The organism is Burkholderia sp. BCC1998 (assembly GCF_905339875.1).
Lineage (GTDB): Bacteria > Pseudomonadota > Gammaproteobacteria > Burkholderiales > Burkholderiaceae > Burkholderia.
In genome coordinates this window covers 68037-86767 of the sequence record NZ_CAJPHE010000019.1, presented here as the reverse complement: position 1 = coordinate 86767, position 18731 = coordinate 68037, and the positions used below count along the sequence as shown (strand labels likewise).

19 protein-coding genes are annotated in these 18731 nt (G+C 67.7%); 2 read left to right on the top strand and 17 right to left on the bottom strand.

What is annotated here, in order from left to right:
• Window positions 1-27 precede the first annotated feature (27 nt).
• From accD to U5A56_RS27490, 15 genes are all read right to left on the bottom strand, one after another.
• Window positions 28-900 carry an acetyl-CoA carboxylase, carboxyltransferase subunit beta gene (accD, locus tag U5A56_RS27560; RefSeq protein WP_044843820.1) on the bottom strand — a complete coding sequence of 291 codons (873 nt, stop codon included), beginning with the start codon at window positions 898-900 and terminating at the stop codon, window positions 28-30.
• A gap of 64 nt (window positions 901-964) precedes the next feature.
• Window positions 965-1783, bottom strand: coding sequence for a tryptophan synthase subunit alpha (gene trpA / locus U5A56_RS27555; RefSeq protein WP_321925588.1), 819 nt, complete (start codon window positions 1781-1783; stop codon window positions 965-967).
• Between the two features lie 41 nt (window positions 1784-1824).
• Window positions 1825-2676 carry a site-specific DNA-methyltransferase gene (locus tag U5A56_RS27550; RefSeq protein WP_321925587.1) on the bottom strand — a complete coding sequence of 284 codons (852 nt, stop codon included), beginning with the start codon at window positions 2674-2676 and terminating at the stop codon, window positions 1825-1827.
• Window positions 2677-2685: 9 nt separating this feature from the next.
• Complete coding sequence (gene trpB / locus U5A56_RS27545) at window positions 2686-3879, bottom strand: tryptophan synthase subunit beta (protein ID WP_044843817.1); 1194 nt, start codon at window positions 3877-3879, stop codon at window positions 2686-2688.
• 55 nt (window positions 3880-3934) lie between these two features.
• Entirely contained in the window at window positions 3935-4636 is a 702-nt protein-coding gene (locus U5A56_RS27540) for a phosphoribosylanthranilate isomerase (protein ID WP_044843816.1), read from the bottom strand.
• The gene (truA, locus tag U5A56_RS27535) at window positions 4633-5445 is read right to left on the bottom strand and encodes a tRNA pseudouridine(38-40) synthase TruA (protein WP_185500371.1); all 813 of its coding nucleotides are present in this window, start codon (window positions 5443-5445) and stop codon (window positions 4633-4635) included. Before truA ends, U5A56_RS27540 begins: the two co-directional genes overlap by 4 nt.
• The gene (locus U5A56_RS27530) at window positions 5445-7571 is read right to left on the bottom strand and encodes a FimV/HubP family polar landmark protein (RefSeq protein ID WP_321925671.1); all 2127 of its coding nucleotides are present in this window, start codon (window positions 7569-7571) and stop codon (window positions 5445-5447) included. The genes truA and U5A56_RS27530 overlap by 1 nt, the downstream gene beginning before the upstream one ends.
• A 563-nt stretch (window positions 7572-8134) precedes the next feature.
• Window positions 8135-9256 carry an aspartate-semialdehyde dehydrogenase gene (gene asd, locus U5A56_RS27525; RefSeq protein WP_057923940.1) on the bottom strand — a complete coding sequence of 374 codons (1122 nt, stop codon included), beginning with the start codon at window positions 9254-9256 and terminating at the stop codon, window positions 8135-8137.
• An 84-nt stretch (window positions 9257-9340) separates the two neighbouring features.
• Window positions 9341-9460, bottom strand: a complete 120-nt coding sequence (locus tag U5A56_RS27520; RefSeq protein WP_006756675.1) for a hypothetical protein — start codon at window positions 9458-9460, stop codon at window positions 9341-9343.
• A 130-nt stretch (window positions 9461-9590) separates the two neighbouring features.
• Window positions 9591-10658, bottom strand: a complete 1068-nt coding sequence (gene leuB, locus U5A56_RS27515; RefSeq protein ID WP_124486391.1) for a 3-isopropylmalate dehydrogenase — start codon at window positions 10656-10658, stop codon at window positions 9591-9593.
• Between the two features lie 75 nt (window positions 10659-10733).
• Window positions 10734-11384 (bottom strand): 3-isopropylmalate dehydratase small subunit, encoded by a 651-nt coding sequence (gene leuD / locus U5A56_RS27510; protein WP_044843811.1) that lies wholly within the window; start codon window positions 11382-11384, stop codon window positions 10734-10736.
• 65 nt (window positions 11385-11449) lie between these two features.
• On the bottom strand, window positions 11450-11596 hold the full coding sequence (locus tag U5A56_RS27505; protein ID WP_011658379.1) for an entericidin A/B family lipoprotein: 147 nt from the start codon (window positions 11594-11596) through the stop codon (window positions 11450-11452).
• Window positions 11597-11599: 3 nt separating this feature from the next.
• Window positions 11600-13009: a 3-isopropylmalate dehydratase large subunit gene (leuC, locus tag U5A56_RS27500; protein WP_321925584.1), complete on the bottom strand. Its 1410-nt coding sequence runs from the start codon at window positions 13007-13009 to the stop codon at window positions 11600-11602.
• A 162-nt stretch (window positions 13010-13171) separates the two neighbouring features.
• Window positions 13172-13930 (bottom strand): Tat pathway signal protein, encoded by a 759-nt coding sequence (locus tag U5A56_RS27495; RefSeq protein ID WP_321809860.1) that lies wholly within the window; start codon window positions 13928-13930, stop codon window positions 13172-13174.
• 32 nt (window positions 13931-13962) lie between these two features.
• A complete protein-coding gene (locus U5A56_RS27490; protein WP_321925581.1) occupies window positions 13963-14784 on the bottom strand; it encodes a hypothetical protein in 822 nt (273 codons plus the stop codon).
• A 409-nt stretch (window positions 14785-15193) separates the two neighbouring features.
• Between U5A56_RS27490 and U5A56_RS27485 the strand changes: the two genes are divergently transcribed.
• On the top strand, window positions 15194-15526 hold the full coding sequence (locus U5A56_RS27485) for a cupin domain-containing protein (protein ID WP_321819184.1): 333 nt from the start codon (window positions 15194-15196) through the stop codon (window positions 15524-15526).
• Between the two features lie 129 nt (window positions 15527-15655).
• Window positions 15656-16381 (top strand): glutathione S-transferase, encoded by a 726-nt coding sequence (locus U5A56_RS27480; RefSeq protein ID WP_321925579.1) that lies wholly within the window; start codon window positions 15656-15658, stop codon window positions 16379-16381.
• Between the two features lie 157 nt (window positions 16382-16538).
• Here the strand turns inward: U5A56_RS27480 and U5A56_RS27475 are convergent, their stop codons facing one another.
• A complete protein-coding gene (locus U5A56_RS27475) occupies window positions 16539-18071 on the bottom strand; it encodes an amino acid permease (protein WP_321925577.1) in 1533 nt (510 codons plus the stop codon).
• 137 nt (window positions 18072-18208) lie between these two features.
• Window positions 18209-18673 (bottom strand): Lrp/AsnC family transcriptional regulator, encoded by a 465-nt coding sequence (locus U5A56_RS27470; RefSeq protein ID WP_044843805.1) that lies wholly within the window; start codon window positions 18671-18673, stop codon window positions 18209-18211.
• Window positions 18674-18731 lie beyond the last annotated feature (58 nt).

Sequence of the window (18731 nt, the reverse complement as noted above, 5' to 3'; positions counted from 1 at the left end):
CGCGCGCAGTTCACAACGCCGCGCCAATCAGGCCAGCGCGTCGGCCGGCTGTCGCTGCAGCAGCGCGAGCAGTTGCGCGATCTCGTCGCGCATCTTGCGGCGGTCGACGATCATGTCGATCGCGCCCGTCTTCAGCAGGAATTCCGCGCGCTGGAAGCCCTCCGGCAGCTTTTCGCGAACCGTCTGCTCGATCACGCGCGGGCCGGCGAAGCCGATCAGCGCCTTCGGCTCGGCGATCACGACGTCGCCGAGGAACGCGAAGCTCGCCGACACGCCGCCCATCGTCGGGTCGGTCAGCACCGAGATGAACGGCAGCTTGGCTTCGGCCAGCTTGGTCAGCATCGCGGTGGTCTTCGCCATCTGCATCAGCGACAGCAGGCTTTCCTGCATCCGGGCGCCGCCCGAAGCGGTAAAGCAGATGAACGGCACCTGCTGCTCCAGCGCATTCTGCGCGCCGCGCGCGAAGCGCTCGCCGACGACCGAGCCCATCGAGCCGCCCATGAACGAGAACTCGAAGCAGGCCGCGACGACGGGCAGCGTGTGGATCGCGCCGCCCATCACGACCATCGCGTCGGTCTCGCCCGTCTCGTCCATCGCTTCCTTCAGACGATCGGGGTACTTGCGGCTGTCCTTGAACTTCAGCGAGTCGACCGGCACGATTTCCTGGCCGATTTCATAGCGGCCTTCCGGATCCAGCAGCCCGTCGAGGCGCTCGCGCGCGCCGATGCGCATGTGATGATCGCACTTCGGGCACACGTGCAGGTTCGCGTCCACGTCGTTGCGGTACAGCACGGCCTCGCAGGACGGGCACTTGACCCACAGGCCTTCCGGAATGCCCTTGCGGCTTTTCGGGTCGGTCTGCTTGATCTTCGGCGGCAACAGTTTGTCGAGCCAGCTCATCGTATGGTTTCCTGTTCCGTGGCGGGGCGGGCCGACCGGCCCGTTCCCGCTTCCTGTGTTGTGTTTATCGCGCCGTGTTGCCGGCGCCGTCCAGGGCGGCGCGCAGCTCGGCGATGAACGTCTTCAGCGCGGCGGCGGCGCCCTCCGGCGCGGCGCTCTCGAGCAGCTGCACCAGGCGGCTGCCGATCACGACGGCGTCCGACACTTCGGCCACCGCGCGCGCCGTTTCGGCGTCGCGGATGCCGAAGCCGACGCCCACCGGAACCGGCACGCGCGACTTGATGGCCGGGATTTTACCCGCAATGCTCGAAACATCCAGATTTCCGGCGCCGGTCACGCCCTTGAGCGACACGTAGTACACGTAGCCGCTCGCGATCTTGCCCACGTCGGCGATGCGTTCGTCGGTCGACGTCGGCGCGAGCAGGAAGATCGGATCGATCTGCGCGGCACGCATTTTCTCGGCGAACACGCCCGCTTCCTCGGGCGGATAGTCGACGACGAGCACGCCGTCGACGCCGGCCGCCTGCGCTTCGGCCGCGAACGCGTCGACGCCCATCCGCTCGATCGGGTTCGCATAGCCCATCAGCACGACGGGGGTTTTCGGGTCGGTCTCGCGGAAGCGCTTCACGTCGGCGAGCACGCTCTTGAGCGTGACACCGCGCGCGAGCGCGCGTTCCGACGAGCGCTGGATCACGGGGCCGTCGGCCATCGGGTCCGAGAACGGCACGCCGAGCTCGATCACGTCGGCGCCACCTTCGGCGAGCGCGTGCATGAATTCGACGGTCTTCGCGGGATCGGGATCGCCGGCCGTGATGAACGGGATCAGGCCCTTGCGGCCTTGTTCGGCGAGTGCGGCGAAGGCCTGCTGGATACGGGAGGACATGGCAATTTTCCTTGATGCGATCGGCGACTCGGCGGCGCGACTCACGCGCACGCCGGCGCGACGAGCGCGCTCACGCGCTCGTGCGCGATCGCGCAATAACTTTCGTTGATCTCGTAGCCGACGAAGTCGCGCCCCTGCCGTGCGCAGGCCACCGCGGTCGTGCCGCTGCCCATGAACGGATCGAGCACGCGGCCGCCCGGCGGGCAGCTTGCGAGCACCATCCGCTCGATGATTTCCAGCGGCTTCTGGGTCGGATGATCGACGCGCTCCGCGTGCTGCCGGTGCAGGCGCGAGACCGACCAGACGTCCTTCGGGTTGTAGCCCATCTCCAGCCACTTGCTGCCTTCGAACAGCTTGCGCGAGCGGGCCTTCTTCGTGTCGGCGTCGTACGGGATGCGGACCGGATCGAGATCGAAGTAATACGCTTTGGAAACCGCGAAAAAGCCGATGTTGTCGTGCACCGACGTGAAACGGCGCGTCGTGCCGCCCATGCTCGGCACGCGCCGGTCCCAGATGATCTCGTTGATCATCGTGAGCCTCGTCTTCAGGAAGCTGAAGATTTCCGGCGCGTACTGCCACGTGCAGAAGATGTACATCGACCCGCTCGGCTTCAGCTTCGGAATCGCGAGCTCGAGCCACTCGCGCGTCCACGCGAGGAAATCGTCGCCCGAACGCTTGTCCGAGTCGTTGCCGTAGTCCTTGCCGAGCCCGTACGGCGGATCGGCGACGATCAGGTCGATCGACGCATCCGGCAGGCGCGCGGCTTCGGTCATGAAATCGCGGTTGTGCAGCTCGATCCCGGACGGCAATGCGCACGACACCGCGACGACGGGCTGCCCCGCCTCCGCTTCGCTCGCGGCGCCGCCGCCCGGTTGTTCGATCAGGTCACGCATCGGGCGGGGTCAGAGCGCGATGCCCGATCGCTCGGCGACCGTGTGCATGTCCTTGTCGCCGCGGCCCGACAGGTTGACGAGCAGGATCTTGTCCTTCGGCAACGTCGGCGCGAGCTTCACGCCGTACGCGATCGCGTGGCTCGACTCGAGCGCGGGGATGATCCCCTCGATCCGGCAGCAGTCGTGGAACGCCTTCAGCGCCTCGTCGTCGGTGATCGGCACGTATTGCGCGCGGCCGCTGTCCTTCAGCCATGCGTGCTCGGGGCCGACGCCCGGATAGTCGAGGCCGGCCGACACCGAATGCGTCTCGATGATCTGGCCGTTGTCGTCCTGCAGCAGGTACGTGCGGTTGCCGTGCAGCACGCCGGGGCTGCCGGCGATCAGCGACGCCGCGTGACGGCCGGTGTCGAGGCCGTCGCCGGCCGCTTCGACGCCGATCAACTGCACGGAAGCATCGTCGATGTACGGATAGAAGATGCCCATCGCGTTCGAGCCGCCGCCGACGCACGCAATCACCGCGTCCGGCTGCCGGCCGGCGAGTTCCGGCATCTGCACCTTGCACTCGTCGCCGATCACGCGCTGGAAGTCGCGCACCATCGCCGGATACGGGTGCGGGCCCGCGACCGTGCCGATGATGTAGAACGTGCTCTCGATGTTCGTGACCCAGTCGCGCATCGCTTCGTTCAGCGCGTCCTTCAGCGTGCGCGAACCCGATTCGACCGGCACGACCGTCGCACCGAGCAGCTTCATCCGGTAGACGTTCGCGGCCTGGCGGCGCACGTCCTCGGCGCCCATGTAGACGATGCATTCCATGCCGAAGCGCGCGCAGATCGTCGCCGTCGCGACGCCGTGCTGGCCGGCGCCGGTCTCGGCGATCACGCGCTTCTTGCCCATCCGCTTCGCGAGCAGCGCCTGGCCGATCACGTTGTTGATCTTGTGCGCGCCGGTGTGGTTCAGGTCCTCGCGCTTCAGGTAGATCTGCGCGCCGCCGAGCGTCTCGCTCCAGCGCTGCGCGTGATAGATCGGCGACGGACGGCCGACGAAGTACTTCAGTTCGCGCTCGTACTCGGCGACGAAATCGGGGTCGTTCCGGAATTTTTCATACGCCGTGCGCAGTTCGTCCAGCGCGTGAATCAGCGTTTCGGCGACGAACACGCCGCCATACGGGCCGAAGTGGCCGCGATCATCAGGAAGGTTGTACATGGTGTCACTCTCGATCGGTCGGTGCGCCCCGCTGTCGGGGCCGCACCTTCTTGCATCACCCGGCGTCCGCTTCGCGCACCGCGCGTACGAACGCCGCCATTCGGGCATGATCCTTCACGCCCTTCGCGCCCTCCACTTCGATGCCACTCGAGACATCGACAGCAAACGGACGCAACTGGCGGATCGCATCACCGACGTTTTGCGCGTTCAAGCCACCACTCAAAACGGCCCGATGCGCGAGCTCTGCGGGAATAAGTGACCAATCGAAGACCTTGCCGCTACCGCCATAATCCGGCACCAGGGTGTCGAACAGGAGGCCGCGCGCTTTCGAATAATGAAGAGCCGATTCTACCAAATCGGCCGGCTGCGTCGAGGGGCCGACGCGCACCGCGCGCAACCACGGCAGGCGCGCCGCGCGGCCGAGGGCGTCGCACTGCTCGGGCGTCTCGTCGCCGTGCAATTGCAGCATCGTGAGCGGCACGTCGCGCACGACCGCCTCGATCTCGGCTTCGGTCGCGTTCACGAACAGCCCGACCACCGACACGAACGGCGGCGCGAGGCTCGCGAGTTCGGCCGCCTGCGCGATCGACACCGCGCGCGGGCTCTTCGGATAGAACACGAGGCCGATCGCGTCGGCGCCGAGCGCGGCGGCATGCAGCACGTCCTCGGGGCGCGACAGGCCGCACAGCTTGATGCGCGTGCGCGGCGCGAGGCCGGCCGCGGCGGAGGTCGAAGAAGATACGGCGTGATCCGTCATGGTTGTGGATCCAGATCGGCCCAGACGCTGCTCCACGGCACGCTGCCGAGCTGCGCGGGCGGGACGGCGAATTCCGCCGGGTAGCCGACATGGGCGAGGTACAGCCCGTCGGCCATGAACGTGGGCGCCGCGAGATTACGATCGCGCCCGGCCAGCACGTCGGCGAGCCAGTCGGCCGGATAGCGGCCGCGCCCCACCGCGACGAGGCAGCCCATCAGGTTGCGCACCATGTGGTGCAGGAACGCGTTCGCGCGGAAGCGGAAATGAATGAAGTGGCCCGCGCGCCGCACGTCGATCTGGTACAGGTGTTTGACCGGCGTCTTCGACTGGCATTCCGACGACCGGAACGACGAGAAGTCGTGCTCGCCGATCAGATGCGCGGCGGCCGCGCGCATCGCGTCGTCGTCGAGCGGCGTGTGGATCCAGCCCGCGCGGCCGGCCAGCATCGGCGAGCGCACGGGATGCACGTACAGCGCATAGTAGTACGTGCGTTCGAACGCCGAGAAACGCGCGTGGAACGCGTCCGGCATCGGCTTCGCCCACTGCACGGACACGGTCGGCGGCAGAAATGCGTTGGTGCCGCGCACCCACGAGAAATCCGCGCGATCGAGCTCCGTATCGAAATGCACGACCTGTCCGAGCCCGTGCACGCCCGTGTCGGTCCGCCCCGCGACCGTCGTGTGCAGCGGCACGCATGCGAACGCGCCGAGTGCGCGCTCGAGCGCATCCTGCACGGTCTTGCCGTGCGGCTGCGCCTGCCAGCCGCAGAACGCGGCGCCGTCGTACTGAATCCCGAGCGCGATCCGCATCACGCCTCTTCCGCGAGTTTCGCGAGCAGCGCACGCGCATCGTCGCGCGTGGCGGCGTCGTTCGCGTCGACCACTTCCTGCAGCAGCGTGCGCGCGCCGGACAGATCGCCCAGTTGCACGTACTCCGACGCGAGATCCAGCTTGTTGCGGGCGATGCGGGCGAGTTCCTCCGGCGTCAGCGCGGGCAGCACGGCACCCGGCGCGGACGGCAGGTCGAGATCGAAATCCAGCTTCAGCGCGCCGAACTGCGCGACGCCGAGCGGCGGCAGCGACGACGGCGCGGCGGCACCGCCCGCGTGAGAGGCAGGCGTTGCCGCGTCCGGATCCCAGTCGAACTCGTCGTCATGGTCGGCCGGATGTTCCGGGGACGGATCGGCCGCGCCGACTGGCGGGTGCGCGGCGAATTGACCGTTAGTTGCGGTTTGCGCACCTTCGGCTTGCCCTTCGCGTGCGGGCGGCTCATCGGCCGTACGCGGCGGCAGCGGCATGTCGAGGCTGTTGAGCGCGCTGATCGCGTTCTGCATCAGCGCCGCGTGCTGGGCGTCGTTCGTCGCAGGTGCGGCGGGCGTGACGAGCGGCTCGTCCGCGGCCGGTTCCGCGACAGGCTTCTCGTCGTGCGGGGCCGGCGTTGCGTCGCTGTCGGGTGCGATGTGCGCGGCCGATGCTTCCGCCTGAACGTCGTGCGGCTTCGCCGTTTCCGACGGCGACGGGATTTCGGGTTCGTGCGTCTCGAACGTCTCCGCCGCTGCGGCGGCGGCCGTGACCAGACTCAGATCGGCGGCCGCGTCGCGGGCCAACGGCGTCTCGGGGAGAATCGGCGGCACTGGCTCCGTGGATGCGACCGGCGACGACGATGCACCGCCGTCGGCAACAGCCGTCCCGCCGGATGCCGGTGCGGTTTCGTTGGTCGGCCGCGCTTTCCGGCGCTTGCGCCACGCAAAACCGGCCGCCAGCACGACCACGGCGGCGCCGGCCGCTGCGGCCGGACGCCAGTCGATCTGTTCCGAACCGCGTGCAGGCACAGCGGTCGCCGCCGGCACGGCGGGCTGCACGGGCGCCGATGCCGGCTGCACCGCACTCGCGGCCACGCCGGACGCCGCTTCGCTCGCAGCCGACGACGACGCGGCAGCTGACGCCGCCGCATCATTCGCGCCGTTCGCGCCGTTCGCGCCGTTCGCGCCGTTCGCGCCGTTCGCACCGTTCGCACCGTTCGCAGCGGGACGCGGCGCAGCGGGCGCCGGCGCCGGTGCAACGTTGTTCGTGGCGGCCGGCTTCCCGATCCCGTGCTTCTGCAGTTCCATCAGCACGCGGTTCTTCAGCGCGAGCAATTGCTGCAGGCTCGACGGCCGCGGCTGCGACGCACCCGCGACGGGCGCTGCTGCAGACGGTTCGTGCATCCCTTGAGCTGCACCGCCCGGTCCGGACTGCATCACGGCTTCGCTCGCGGACGACGGTGCGGACTGGATCGCGCCGTTCCACACGTGCGGCCCGCTTGCGCCGGCCGCAGCCGCTGGCGACTGGACGGATTCGACCGTCGACGCGCCGTGCGCGGCGGACGCGCCGCTCGAAGCCGACGCGCCTGCCGCTGCCCCGGCTGCGACCGTGACGCTCGCCCCGCTGACCGGCGCCGTATGCGCGGCCGATACGGCCGGCGCGGTTTGCACGGCCGACCCAGGATGCGGCGCCGACGCGCCATGCTGCGTGACCGCCGCCGTGCTCGACACGGCAACCGGCGCGGACGCAGGCGATGCCCCCGACGCAGCAGCCGGCACGAGCGCCGCGCCGGTCGCATCGAGCGCCGGCACCGTCAGCGTCGCGCCGACTTTCAGGCGGCTCGGGTCGTGCTTCATGAACGCCTGCGGATTGGCGCCGAACAGCGCGCGGCCGGCGCGCGCGAGCACGCCCGGATCGTGCGATTGCGTCGCGGCTTTCGCGAGGTCGTTCAACGATTGGCCCGGCTGGACCGTCACGTTGAGCGGCGCGGCACCGCCGGCGGCGGACGCCGGCAGCTCGCCGGAACCGGCCGCCCAGGCCGAAGCGGCCGCGCCGAGCGCCAGGATCGCCAGCGCGCCACGCACGGCGCGCGCCAGACGGGACTGACGCGGAAACAAGGAAATTCGGGACATCGTAGGCTCTATCGCCGCGCGCGGGCGCGGCTCGGATTCGCGTAGGGAAGCGTCAATAAAGTCGCCGCAGAAATGCAAAAGCGTCGCGCAGAACGCGACGCTTTGGGCGGCTCTGCGCGTCGTAACCGCATAGTTTACTTCACACGATCGCGTTCCGGCCGAATTCGTCGCCTGCGGATGCGGCCGTCCGCGCCTGCGCCGCGACCTTACGGCCGACCGCGTCGGGCCGTCGGTGCGCGAATCGCGCGAAGGCATCGCCGATCCGGGCACTGAATCGCAGGCGCCGGTTTTGTCAAAAGAGGATCATCAATCGATGAAAAACCGGACGACGGCATCGGGTTCCGGAACGAATTCGGCTCCTCCTTGTACTTCGCGTCGCATCGATTCCTCGTGCCAAAGGATGGCGATGCAGGAAAAGCCCCGGCCGCGCGAGCGGTTCGGGACTTCCGCGCAATGGGCGGTCCGCACAAGACCTGACGCCGGACAAAAAAAACGCCTGCCGCCCCGCGAAGGGCTGGCAGGCGTTTCGCGTCACGCGCGCACCGCGCGCGGCGCGGCCCGACTTACTTGTCGAGCAGGATGCGCAGCATGCGGCGCAGCGGCTCGGCCGCGCCCCACAGCAGCTGGTCGCCGACCGTGAACGCCGACAGGTATTCGCCACCCATCGCGAGCTTGCGCAGGCGACCGACCGGCACCGTCAGCGTGCCGGTGATCTTCGCCGGCGACAGGTCGCGCATCGACGCTTCGCGCTCGTTCGGCACGACCTTCACCCAGTCGTTCGCCGACGCGAGGATGCCGTTGATTTCGTCGAGCGGGACGTCCTTCTTCAGCTTGATCGTCAGCGCCTGCGAGTGGCAGCGCATCGCGCCGATCCGCACGCACAGGCCGTCGACCGGGATCGAGCCCGGCTCGCCCATGGCCGGCTTGCCGAGGATCTTGTTGGTTTCCGCGCCGCCCTTCCACTCTTCCTTCGACATCCCGTTGCCGAGATCCTTGTCGATCCACGGGATCAGCGAGCCGGCGAGCGGCACGCCGAAGTGGCTCGTCGGCATCGCGTCGCTGTTCATCGTCGCGAGCACGCGGCGGTCGATGTCGAGAATCGCGGAAGCCGGATCGGCGAGCTGTTCCTGCACCGAACCGTGCAGCGTGCCCATCTGCGACAGCAGTTCACGCATGTTCTGCGCGCCCGCGCCCGATGCGGCCTGGTAGGTCATCGCCGTCATCCAGTCGACGAGGTTCTCGCGGAACAGGCCGCCGAGCGCCATCAGCATCAGGCTGACCGTGCAGTTGCCGCCGACGAAGTTCTTCGTGCCCTTGACGAGCGCGTCCTTGATCACGTCGAGGTTGACCGGATCGAGGATGATGACCGCGTCGTCGTTCATCCGCAGCGACGAGGCCGCATCGATCCAGTAGCCGTTCCAGCCGGCCGCGCGCAGCTTCGGGAACACGTCGTTCGTGTAGTCGCCGCCCTGGCACGTGATGATCACGTCGCACTTCTTCAGCTCGTCGACGTTGGTCGCGTCCTTGAGCGTGGTCTCGTTTTTCGCGAACGACGGCGCCTTGCCGCCCGTGTTGCTGGTGCTGAAAAACACCGGTTCGATCAGGTCGAAATCACCTTCTTCCTGCATGCGCTGCATCAGCACGCTGCCGACCATGCCGCGCCAACCTACGAGACCTACGTTCATGACTAACCCTTTGCTTGAATGGAGCTTCCCCGCCATTTCCGTCCCCGCGTGACCGCGCGGGGAAACAGGCGGGCACGACGGCGATCAGCGTTTAATGATCGTTTTCGTGGTAATGGTTTTCGTGATGACGATGGCGCGCGCACCCGCACGGGCAGTGTTGCCGTGGAGTTTCAGGACCGGGGAGATCAGGGAAATCAGCGCCATCGTTCGAGTCTACACAAAGCCGGTTGCCCGCACAACGGCCAACCGCGCGCGAACCGGCCGATTTCGCGGCCCGTTCGCGCCCTTTTCTACAATCAACTGCCTTAACTGCCTGACTGCCTTGCCGCGCGCGTTACAGCGCGGCGACCACCGCGTCGCCCATCGCCGCCGTGCCGACCTGCTGGCAGCCCGGCGTCGCGATGTCGCCGGTGCGATAGCCTTGTTCGAGCACCGTTTTCACGGCGCGCTCGATGCGATCGGCCTGCTCCGCGCGATTCAGCGAATAGCGCAGCAGCATCGCGGCCGACAGGATCGTCGCCAGCGGATTCGCGATGCCCTTGCCCGCGATGTCCGGCGCCGAACCGTGCGACGGCTCGTACAGACCCTTGTTGTTCTTGTCGAGCGACGCCGACGGCAGCATGCCGATCGAGCCCGTCAGCATCGACGCTTCATCCGACAGGATGTCGCCGAACATGTTGCCGGTCACGATCACGTCGAACTGCTTCGGCGCCTTCGCGAGCTGCATCGCCGCGTTGTCGACGTACATGTGCGACAGCTCGACGTCCGCGTATTCCTTCGACACGTCGATCATGACGTCGCGCCAGAACTGCGACGTCTCCAGCACGTTCGACTTGTCGACCGACAGCAGCTTCTTCGCGCGCTTTTGCGCGGCCTGGAACGCGACGTGTGCGATGCGGCGCACTTCCGGTTCCGAGTAGCGCATCGTGTCGAAGCCTTCGCGCGCGCCGGCGAACGGGCCGTCCGGTGCCGCGCGCACGCCGCGCGGCTGGCCGAAGTAGATGTCGCCGTTCAGTTCGCGCACGATCAGGATGTCGAGGCCCGCGACCAGTTCCGGCTTCAGCGGCGACGCATCGACGAGCTGCGGATAGCAGATCGCCGGACGGAAGTTCGCGAACAGCTCGAGATGCTTGCGCAGCCCGAGGATCGCCTGCTCGGGGCGCAGCGCGCGCTCGAGCGAGTCGTACTTCCAGTCGCCGACCGAGCCGAACAGGATCGCGTCCGCTTCCTTCGCGAGTTTCAGCGTCGCGTCCGGCAGCGGATGACCGCTCGCCTCGTAGCCCGCGCCGCCAACCGGCGCCTGCTCGAGCTCGAACTTCTCGTCGAGGGCGTTCAGCACCTTGACCGCTTCGTTGACGATTTCCGGACCGATGCCGTCGCCGGGCAGCACTGCAATCTTCATGCGTTATTCCTGACTGGATAGGTATGGGTGGCAGGTCGGCGGGCGCGCGTCATGCGCGCCCGCCCGGAGGCAATCTCAGCCGACCAGCTTGTTGTTGAGCCACGGCTGCTTCGCGAGCCGCTCGGCTTCGAACTGGCGGATCTTGTCCGCGTGGCGCAGCGTGAGGCCGATGTCGTCGAAACCGTTCAGCAGGCAATACTTGCGGAACGCGGTGATGTCGAACGCATACTCGCGGCCGTCGCCCGTGCGCACGACCTGCGCATCGAGGTCGATCGTCAGCTGATAGCCGTTGAACGCATACGTGTCGTTGAACAGGTGATCGACCTGCTGCTCGGTCAGCACGATCGGCAACAGCCCGTTCTTGTAGCAGTTGTTGAAGAAGATGTCGGCGAAGCTCGGCGCGATGATCGCGCGGAAGCCGTACTGCTGCAGCGCCCACGGCGCGTGCTCGCGCGAGCTGCCGCAGCCGAAGTTCTTGCGTGCCAGCAGCACCGATGCGCCCTGGTAGCGCGGCTGGTTCAGCACGAAGTCCGGGTTCAGCGGGCGCTTCGAGTTGTCCTGGCCCGGCTCGCCGTGGTCGAGGTAACGCCATTCGTCGAACGCGTTCGGACCGAAGCCCGTGCGCTTGATCGACTTCAGGAACTGCTTCGGGATGATCGCGTCGGTGTCGACGTTCTCGCGATCGAGCGGCGCCACGACGCCGGTATGTACAGTGAATTTTTCCATGATCCGTCTATCCGGTTGAAGGGCCGGCAGTCAGCCGGCGCACATCGACAAATTCTCGGTGGGCGTCAGTCCGCGGCGCGCTGCAGCGCATTGCCGGCGGCGTTGACGTCCTGGCCGAAGCCTCGGACGGTATTGCAGCCCGCGAGGCCGAAGCCCAGCCCCGCGAGCGCCAGCGCGGCCACCAGCCGCGCGATGAGCTTCGATGCCGTCACGCGTTACCCCAGCTGGCGAATGTCGACGAAATGGCCTTCGATCGCCGCCGCCGCCGCCATCGCGGGGCTCACGAGGTGCGTGCGACCGCCCGCGCCTTGCCGGCCTTCGAAGTTGCGGTTCGACGTCGACGCGCAGCGCTCGCCCGGCTCGAGCCGGTCGGCGTTCATCGCGAGGCACATCGAGCAGCCCGGCTCGCGCCATTCGAAGCCCGCGTCGGTGAACACCTTGTCGAGCCCTTCGCGCTCGGCCTGCGCCTTCACGAGGCCCGAGCCCGGCACGACCATCGCGAGCCGCACGTTCGACGCAATGCGGCGGTTCAGCTTCTTCACGACGTAGGCGGCCGCGCGGATGTCCTCGATGCGCGCGTTCGTGCACGAACCGATGAAGATCTTGTCGACCTTGATCGACTCGATCGGCGTGTTCGGCTCGAGCGCCATGTAGGCCAGCGCGCGCTCCATCGCGTCGCGCTTGACCGGATCCTTCTCGCGCTCGGGATCCGGCACGCGACCGTCGATCGACGTGACCATTTCCGGCGACGTGCCCCACGTGACCTGCGGGACGATCTCGGCCGCGTTCAGCTCGACGACGCGGTCGAACTGCGCGCCTTCGTCGGACTTGAATTCGCGCCAGTACTCGACGGCCTGGTTCCATTCCGCGCCGGTCGGCACGAACGGACGGCCCTTCAAATAATCGATCGTCGTATCGTCGACGGCGACCATGCCCGCGCGCGCGCCGGCTTCGATCGCCATGTTGCAGACGGTCATCCGGCCTTCCATCGTCAGCGCGCGGATCGTCGAGCCGCCGAATTCGATCGCGTAGCCCGTGCCGCCGGCCGTGCCGATCTTGCCGATGATCGCGAGCACGATGTCCTTCGCGGTACAGCCGCGCGGCAGCGGGCCCTCGACCTTCACGAGCATGTTCTTGCTCTTTTTCTGCAGCAAGGTTTGCGTCGCGAGCACGTGCTCGACTTCCGACGTGCCGATGCCGTGCGCGAGCGCGCCGAACGCACCGTGCGTCGACGTGTGCGAGTCGCCGCAGACGATCGTCATGCCCGGCAGCGTCGCGCCCTGCTCCGGCCCGATGATGTGCACGATGCCCTGACGCACGTCGTTCATCTTGAACTGCGTGATGCCGAACGCATCGCAGTTCGCGTCGAGCGTGTCGACCTGCAGCTTCGAGACCGGATCGGCGATGCCGTGGCTGCGATCCGTGGTCGGGACGTTGTGGTCCGACACGGCCAGGTTCGCGCTGATGCGCCACACCGGGCGGTGCGCGACGTTCAGCCCTTCGAACGCCTGCGGGCTCGTGACTTCGTGCAGCAGCTGACGGTCGATGTAGAGCAATGCCGTGCCGTCGTCCTCGGTGTGGACGACGTGGGTATTCCACAGTTTGTCGTAGAGAGTCTGTGCCATGGGTATGCGGGGTCGTTGTGACTACAAGCCTTGCGGATGCGGTCGATTATGCCACGCAGAACGCGCCGCGGCGCGGGCGCGGCGCGAAAAAACCCATTAAAAACAGTGGTTTGGCTGGTAGTGCCAATACCTGTATCGGCATTACCAGCCAAACGGGGAACGTCAGCCGTTCGGGTATTCGCGGTTGATCAGCGCGAGCCGCAGCATGCCGAGCTGCACGCCCGCGCTGCTCAGCAGGTAGAGATCGCGACGCCGCAATGCGGGCAATTGCGCGGCGGCGTCGTAGAACACCGGCAGCGTCAGCCCGGCCGGCACCGCGGCCTGCATCCCCGCGGCGCTCGACACGCGCACGGCGAGCGACGCCTGATCCCGATGCGTGACGATGCCGACCTTGCCGAGCGCCGCGGCCGAGCCGGCCTGTCGGACGATCGCGGCGACGACGCCGTCGGGGGTCGGGATCGGGCTGCCGGCGGCCGGTGCCCGCGTCGCGATCGACGTCACGCCGGCCGTCAGCCCGTATTTCGACGCGAGCACGCTCGCGACCTCCTGCTGCGCGTAAATCGGCGCCGCGGCCTTTTGCCGAAGCTGGAACACCGCATCGGCGATCGCCTCGTTCACCGGGCCCGGGACGGGCGCGGCACCGGACGCGCCCGCGCGGCTGCCGAAGCCGAACGCGGCGATCGTGTTGATGGCGGCCGCATCGACGCCCGGCGGCGTCCATGAGAACAACGTGTCGAGCAGGTAGCCGGTCTCGTCGGCCGCGGTCGCGCGATCGTTCAGTTCGTCGGTCAGCTTGCCGAGCATCTGGCGCTGGAGTTCCGCATCGGACACGGGAGCACCGCTCGCGCGCGCGGGCGCGACGGCGGCGCACGATGCAGCAAGCAGCGAAGAGGAAGCGAGGAAATGGCGGCGGGTCGTCATGGTCATGAGATTCGAGTGGAGAGCGGCAGGCGTCAGCCCTTCGGAAACGCCTGCATCGTCGCGGCGATCGCGCGGGTCAGCATCTGCGCGTACATGTCGTGCACGAGGTAGAGGCTGCGGTTGCGCGTCCACGGCTGGCCCGATTGCGGGTCGTACACGGTCGGGAGCGGCACCTCGGCGACGGCGGCCGCCTTCATGCCGGCCTGCTGCGAGGTCTGGATGCAGCGCTTCGCATGGTCGCGATGGCCGACCACCGCGACGGTGCCCATCGCAGCCGCACCGCCCGCACGCGTAACCGCCTCGGCCGCGACGCCGGCCGTGCTCAGGTACACGATCGTGCCGTCGCTCGCGATCACCGGTTCGACCGACGACAGCACGTCGGCGCCCATCCCGTATTTCGACACGAGAAAGCGCGCGATTTCCCACTGCGCGTAGACCTTGACCGGCTTCAGCTGGCGGATGCGGTACACGGCGTCCGCGAGCGCTTCGTTGACGGGCCCCGGATCGGGCAGCGCGGACTGGTTGCCGCCCGTGCTCGACGTGTTGCCGCTTGCGGCGTTCGGGCGATTGCCGAAGCTGTACGCGACGATCGCGCCGATCTGTGCGGCCGGGACCGTCGGCAGGTCCCAGGTGAAGCCGACATCGGTCAGCGCGGGCATGATTGCGTCGACCGTCGCCGCGTCGCCGAGCTGCGCGTTCAGCTTCGCGGACATCTGCGCGGCCAGCGCCGCATCGGTGAGCGGCGCCGATGCGACGTCGTCGCCACCGCATGCGCTCAACAGCGGCGCCGCCGCGATGCCGGGTGCGGCGGCAAGGAATTTTCTGCGTGAAGCAGTCGATGCATTCGAATTCATAAGAAATGCGAAACAATGCGAATCGCATGCGGCGGCATGGCGCGGCGGTGCAATTCGCGGGGTCACGGGAAATGGCAATCTGGCGAATCGCAGAGATCCGCGACGGGCGGCAGCGTCGAAGCGTGAAACGCAGCACGACGCTCCGTCGATTGACGATGCGCGATCGTAGTGCGCGTTTATTAAATTGCGGTGAAGCTGTCGCACACATGCCGACGATCGCCGCGCCGTTTCACCGGCGGACCGATTCGTTTCATCGGTGGTGAGATCGTGGTGCCGCCGTTTCATCGATGGCGTGCGACGCGATTCGCAGGCAGGGTCGCGCACCGCCGGCCGAGCTGCGGATTTCGCGCTACGATGGTGCAACCCGCATGCCCTCGTTCCCACGATCCGCACCCCGGAGCCCACGACGATGAAGCTCGGCATCAACGAATCGCTCGCCCGCCTCGACGATGAAGGCACGCTGTTCACCACGCTGTTTCGACACGGCACGCTCGACATCGAGCTGTACCGGCCGCGTGGCGAGGATCTGCAGACGCCGCACACGCGCGACGAGGTCTACGTGATCGCCGCCGGCACGTCGCGGTTCGTCGTGGACGGACGCGAATGCGGCGTCGCGGCCGGCGACGTGCTGTTCGTCCCCGCATTCGCGGCGCACCGCTTCGCCGGCTTCTCCGACGACTTCTCGACCTGGGTGTTCTTCTACGGCCCGGAAGGCGGCGAGCGCGACGAGCGCGGTGCGTGATGCGCGGCAAGCACCGCACTTCCCGCACGATCTCCTAGACTGTCTATTCGCAACGGGCGGCGCGCGACCGCCCTTCCCGCCATCACGATGCTGGCATCGCCCGACGCATCGACCGGACAGGAGCACTGCATGCGATACGAACTCTATTACTGGCCCGAAATCCAGGGCCGCGGCGAATACGTACGGCTCGCGCTCGAAGCGGCCGAGGCCGACTACGTCGACGTCGCGCGCGAATCGGGGCGCGGCATGGGCGTGTCGGCGATGATGCGGCTGATGGACAGCACGAAGGCCGAATGCGTGCCGTTCGCGCCGCCGTTCCTGAAGGCCGGCGACGTGGTCGTCGGGCAGGCCGCGAACATCCTGCTGTTTCTCGGCGCGCGGCTGGGGCTCGCGCCCGACGACGAAGCCGGCCGGCTGTGGGTGCATCAGCTTCAGTTGACCGTCGCCGATTTCGTCACCGAGATCCACGACACGCATCACCCGATCGGCAGCGGCCTTTACTACGAGGACCAGAAGGCCGAAGCCGCCGAGCGAGCGGCCGATTTCCTCGAACACCGGCTGCCGAAATTCCTCGGCTACTTCGATCGCGTGCTCGCGCAGAATCCGCACAAAGGCGGGCACATCGCCGGCAGCGCGCTCAGTTACGTGGATCTGTCGATCTTCCAGCTGATCGAAGGCCTGCGCTACGCGTTCCCGAAGGCGATGAAGCGCGAGGAACGCAAGGTCGCGGGGCTCGTCGGGCTGCACGACCGCGTCGCGGCGCATCCGCCCGTCGCGCGTTATCTCGAGTCGGAGCGCCGCATCCCGTTCAACGACATGGGGATCTTCCGGCACTACCCGGAGCTGGACAAGTAGCGGCGCCACGCCTCCCGCGCGGGTGGATTTCATGAAGGCGCAGCGGCAGCACGCGCGCTGAACGCGTGCTGCCCGCTGCGCGTCGTCACGCCTGCTTCACCGGAGCCGGCCGCGTTGCGCGAGCCGGCCCCGTCGCCGCGCATGCGCCGCGTCACGCTCAGTGCGGTTGACCGTGCCGCGCGACCGCCGCATCGACGGCCTCGACCGAGCGCGTGAGCCACGGCCCGATCTCCATCTCCTCGTAGCGCACGAGCCGGCTCTTGCGCACGCGGCGATACGCCCACCAGATCGCGACGAACAGCGGGATCCACACATAGATCGACAGCACTTCCATCCAGTCGACGCGGGCGGCGAAGAACGCCTGGTAATCCTGCCCGAGCGAGATCACGATGCAGATCGCGATCGCGAACAGCGGCCCGAACGGGAACCACTTCGCGCGATACGGCAGCTGCTCGAGCCGGTAGCCCTGTTTCAGAAAGCCCTTGCGGAACCGGTAGTGGCAGACGGCGATGCCGAGCCACGCGATGAAGCCGGTGATGCCGACCGTATTGAGCAGCCACAGATAGATGCTCTGGTTGTTGGTCAGCGACGTGAGGAAGCACAGCCCGCCCACCGCCATCGTCGCGTACAGCGCGTTGCGCGGCACGCCGCCCGGCGACAGCGTCGCGAACATCGCGGGCGCACGGCCTTCCGCCGCGAGGTTGTACAGCATCCGCGTGGCCGCATACGTGCCCGAGTTGCCGGCCGACAGCACGGCCGTCAGGATCACGAGGTTCATCGCGCCCGCGGCGAGCGGAAAGCCCGCATGCCTGAACACGAGCGTGAACGGGCTGACGCCGATATCGGTCACGTCGCTCTTGAGCAGGTTCGGATCGGTGTACGGCACCAGCAGGCCGATCACGAAGATCGCGAGCACGTAGAACAGCATGATGCGCCAGAAGATCTGCTTCACCGCGCGCGGGATCGTCTTGCGCGGGTTTTCCGATTCGCCCGCCGTGATCCCGACCAGCTCGGTGCCGAGGAACGAGAAGCCCGCGATCAGCGCGACGCTCATCATCGCATGCACGCCGCCGACGAACGGCGCGTCGCCGGTCCTGAAGTTGCGCCAGCCGACCGGCTGCCCGTTGCCGAGCAGGCCGGCCGCTATCAGCAAGCCCGCCGCGATGAACGCGATCACGGTGACGACCTTGATCAGCGAGAACCAGTATTCGGATTCGCCGAAACCGCGCACGGACAGCGTGTTCAGCAGGAAGATCAGCACCAGGAACCCGGCGCCCCACCACACGCCCGGCACCGCCGGAAACCAGTAGCGCATCACGATCTGCGCGGCGACCAGCTCGATCGCGATCGTCACGGCCCAGCTGTACCAGTAGGTCCAGCCGAGCGCGACGCCGAAGCCTTCGTCGACGTACTTCTCGCCGTAGATCGCGAACGAGCCCGACACCGGCATCAGCGCGGCCATCTCGCCGAGCCCGGTGACGACGAAGTAGACCATCAGCCCGATCGCGATATACGCGGCGATCGCCCCGCCCGGCCCCGCCTGCGCGACCGACGCGCCCGACGCGACGAACAGCCCCGTGCCGATCGAGCCGCCGATCGCGATCATCGCGATGTGGCGGCTCTGCAGCCGGCGCTTGAGCGCCGTTCCGGACGGCGCGGCCGTCTGCGCTGCCGCTTGCATAGCATCCATAGTGTTCACCCTGTTGGATTCGGGCCGCTCGAATTGATTCGGAATACCAATCGATCGGCCCGGTTATTCGCGTCAAAAAATGGTCCTGCCGCCGGGTCGCGCGTCCGATGCCGGCGGCCCGGACGCGCACGGCCGCGTCAGACGACGCTGCGCTTGATCGCCTGCAGCTCGGCCGTCGTCACGATCTTCTCGATCCGGAACCGCGGGCTTTCCAGCCACGCGTTCGCGATCCGCCGGTATTCGTCGAGATCCTCGCACGCGAGCCGCACGAGAAAATCGAACGTGCCGCTGACGAGCCAGCAATCGAGCACGGCCGGATTGGCCCGCATCTCGTCCTCGAACGGCGCCTGCGAACGCCCGTGGTCGGCCAGCACGATCTGCGCGATCACGACGATCGGCTTGGTCGCGCGCGGCGCCTTGATCACCGCGCGGTAGCCTTCGATCACGCCGAGCGCCTCGAGCCGCTCCACGCGCGCCTGGCAGGGCCGCGGCGTAAGGTTCACGAGCTCGGACAGCTTTCGGTAGGAAATCCGCCCGTCGGTACGCAGGATGTCGAGGATCCGGAGATCGATCTTGTCGAGCTGCATCTTCTTGTCGGTCATCCGCGTTCGCTCCGGTCGGGTCGTGGCTGGTGCGCGGAGCGTCTCCTCCGGTTCCGCG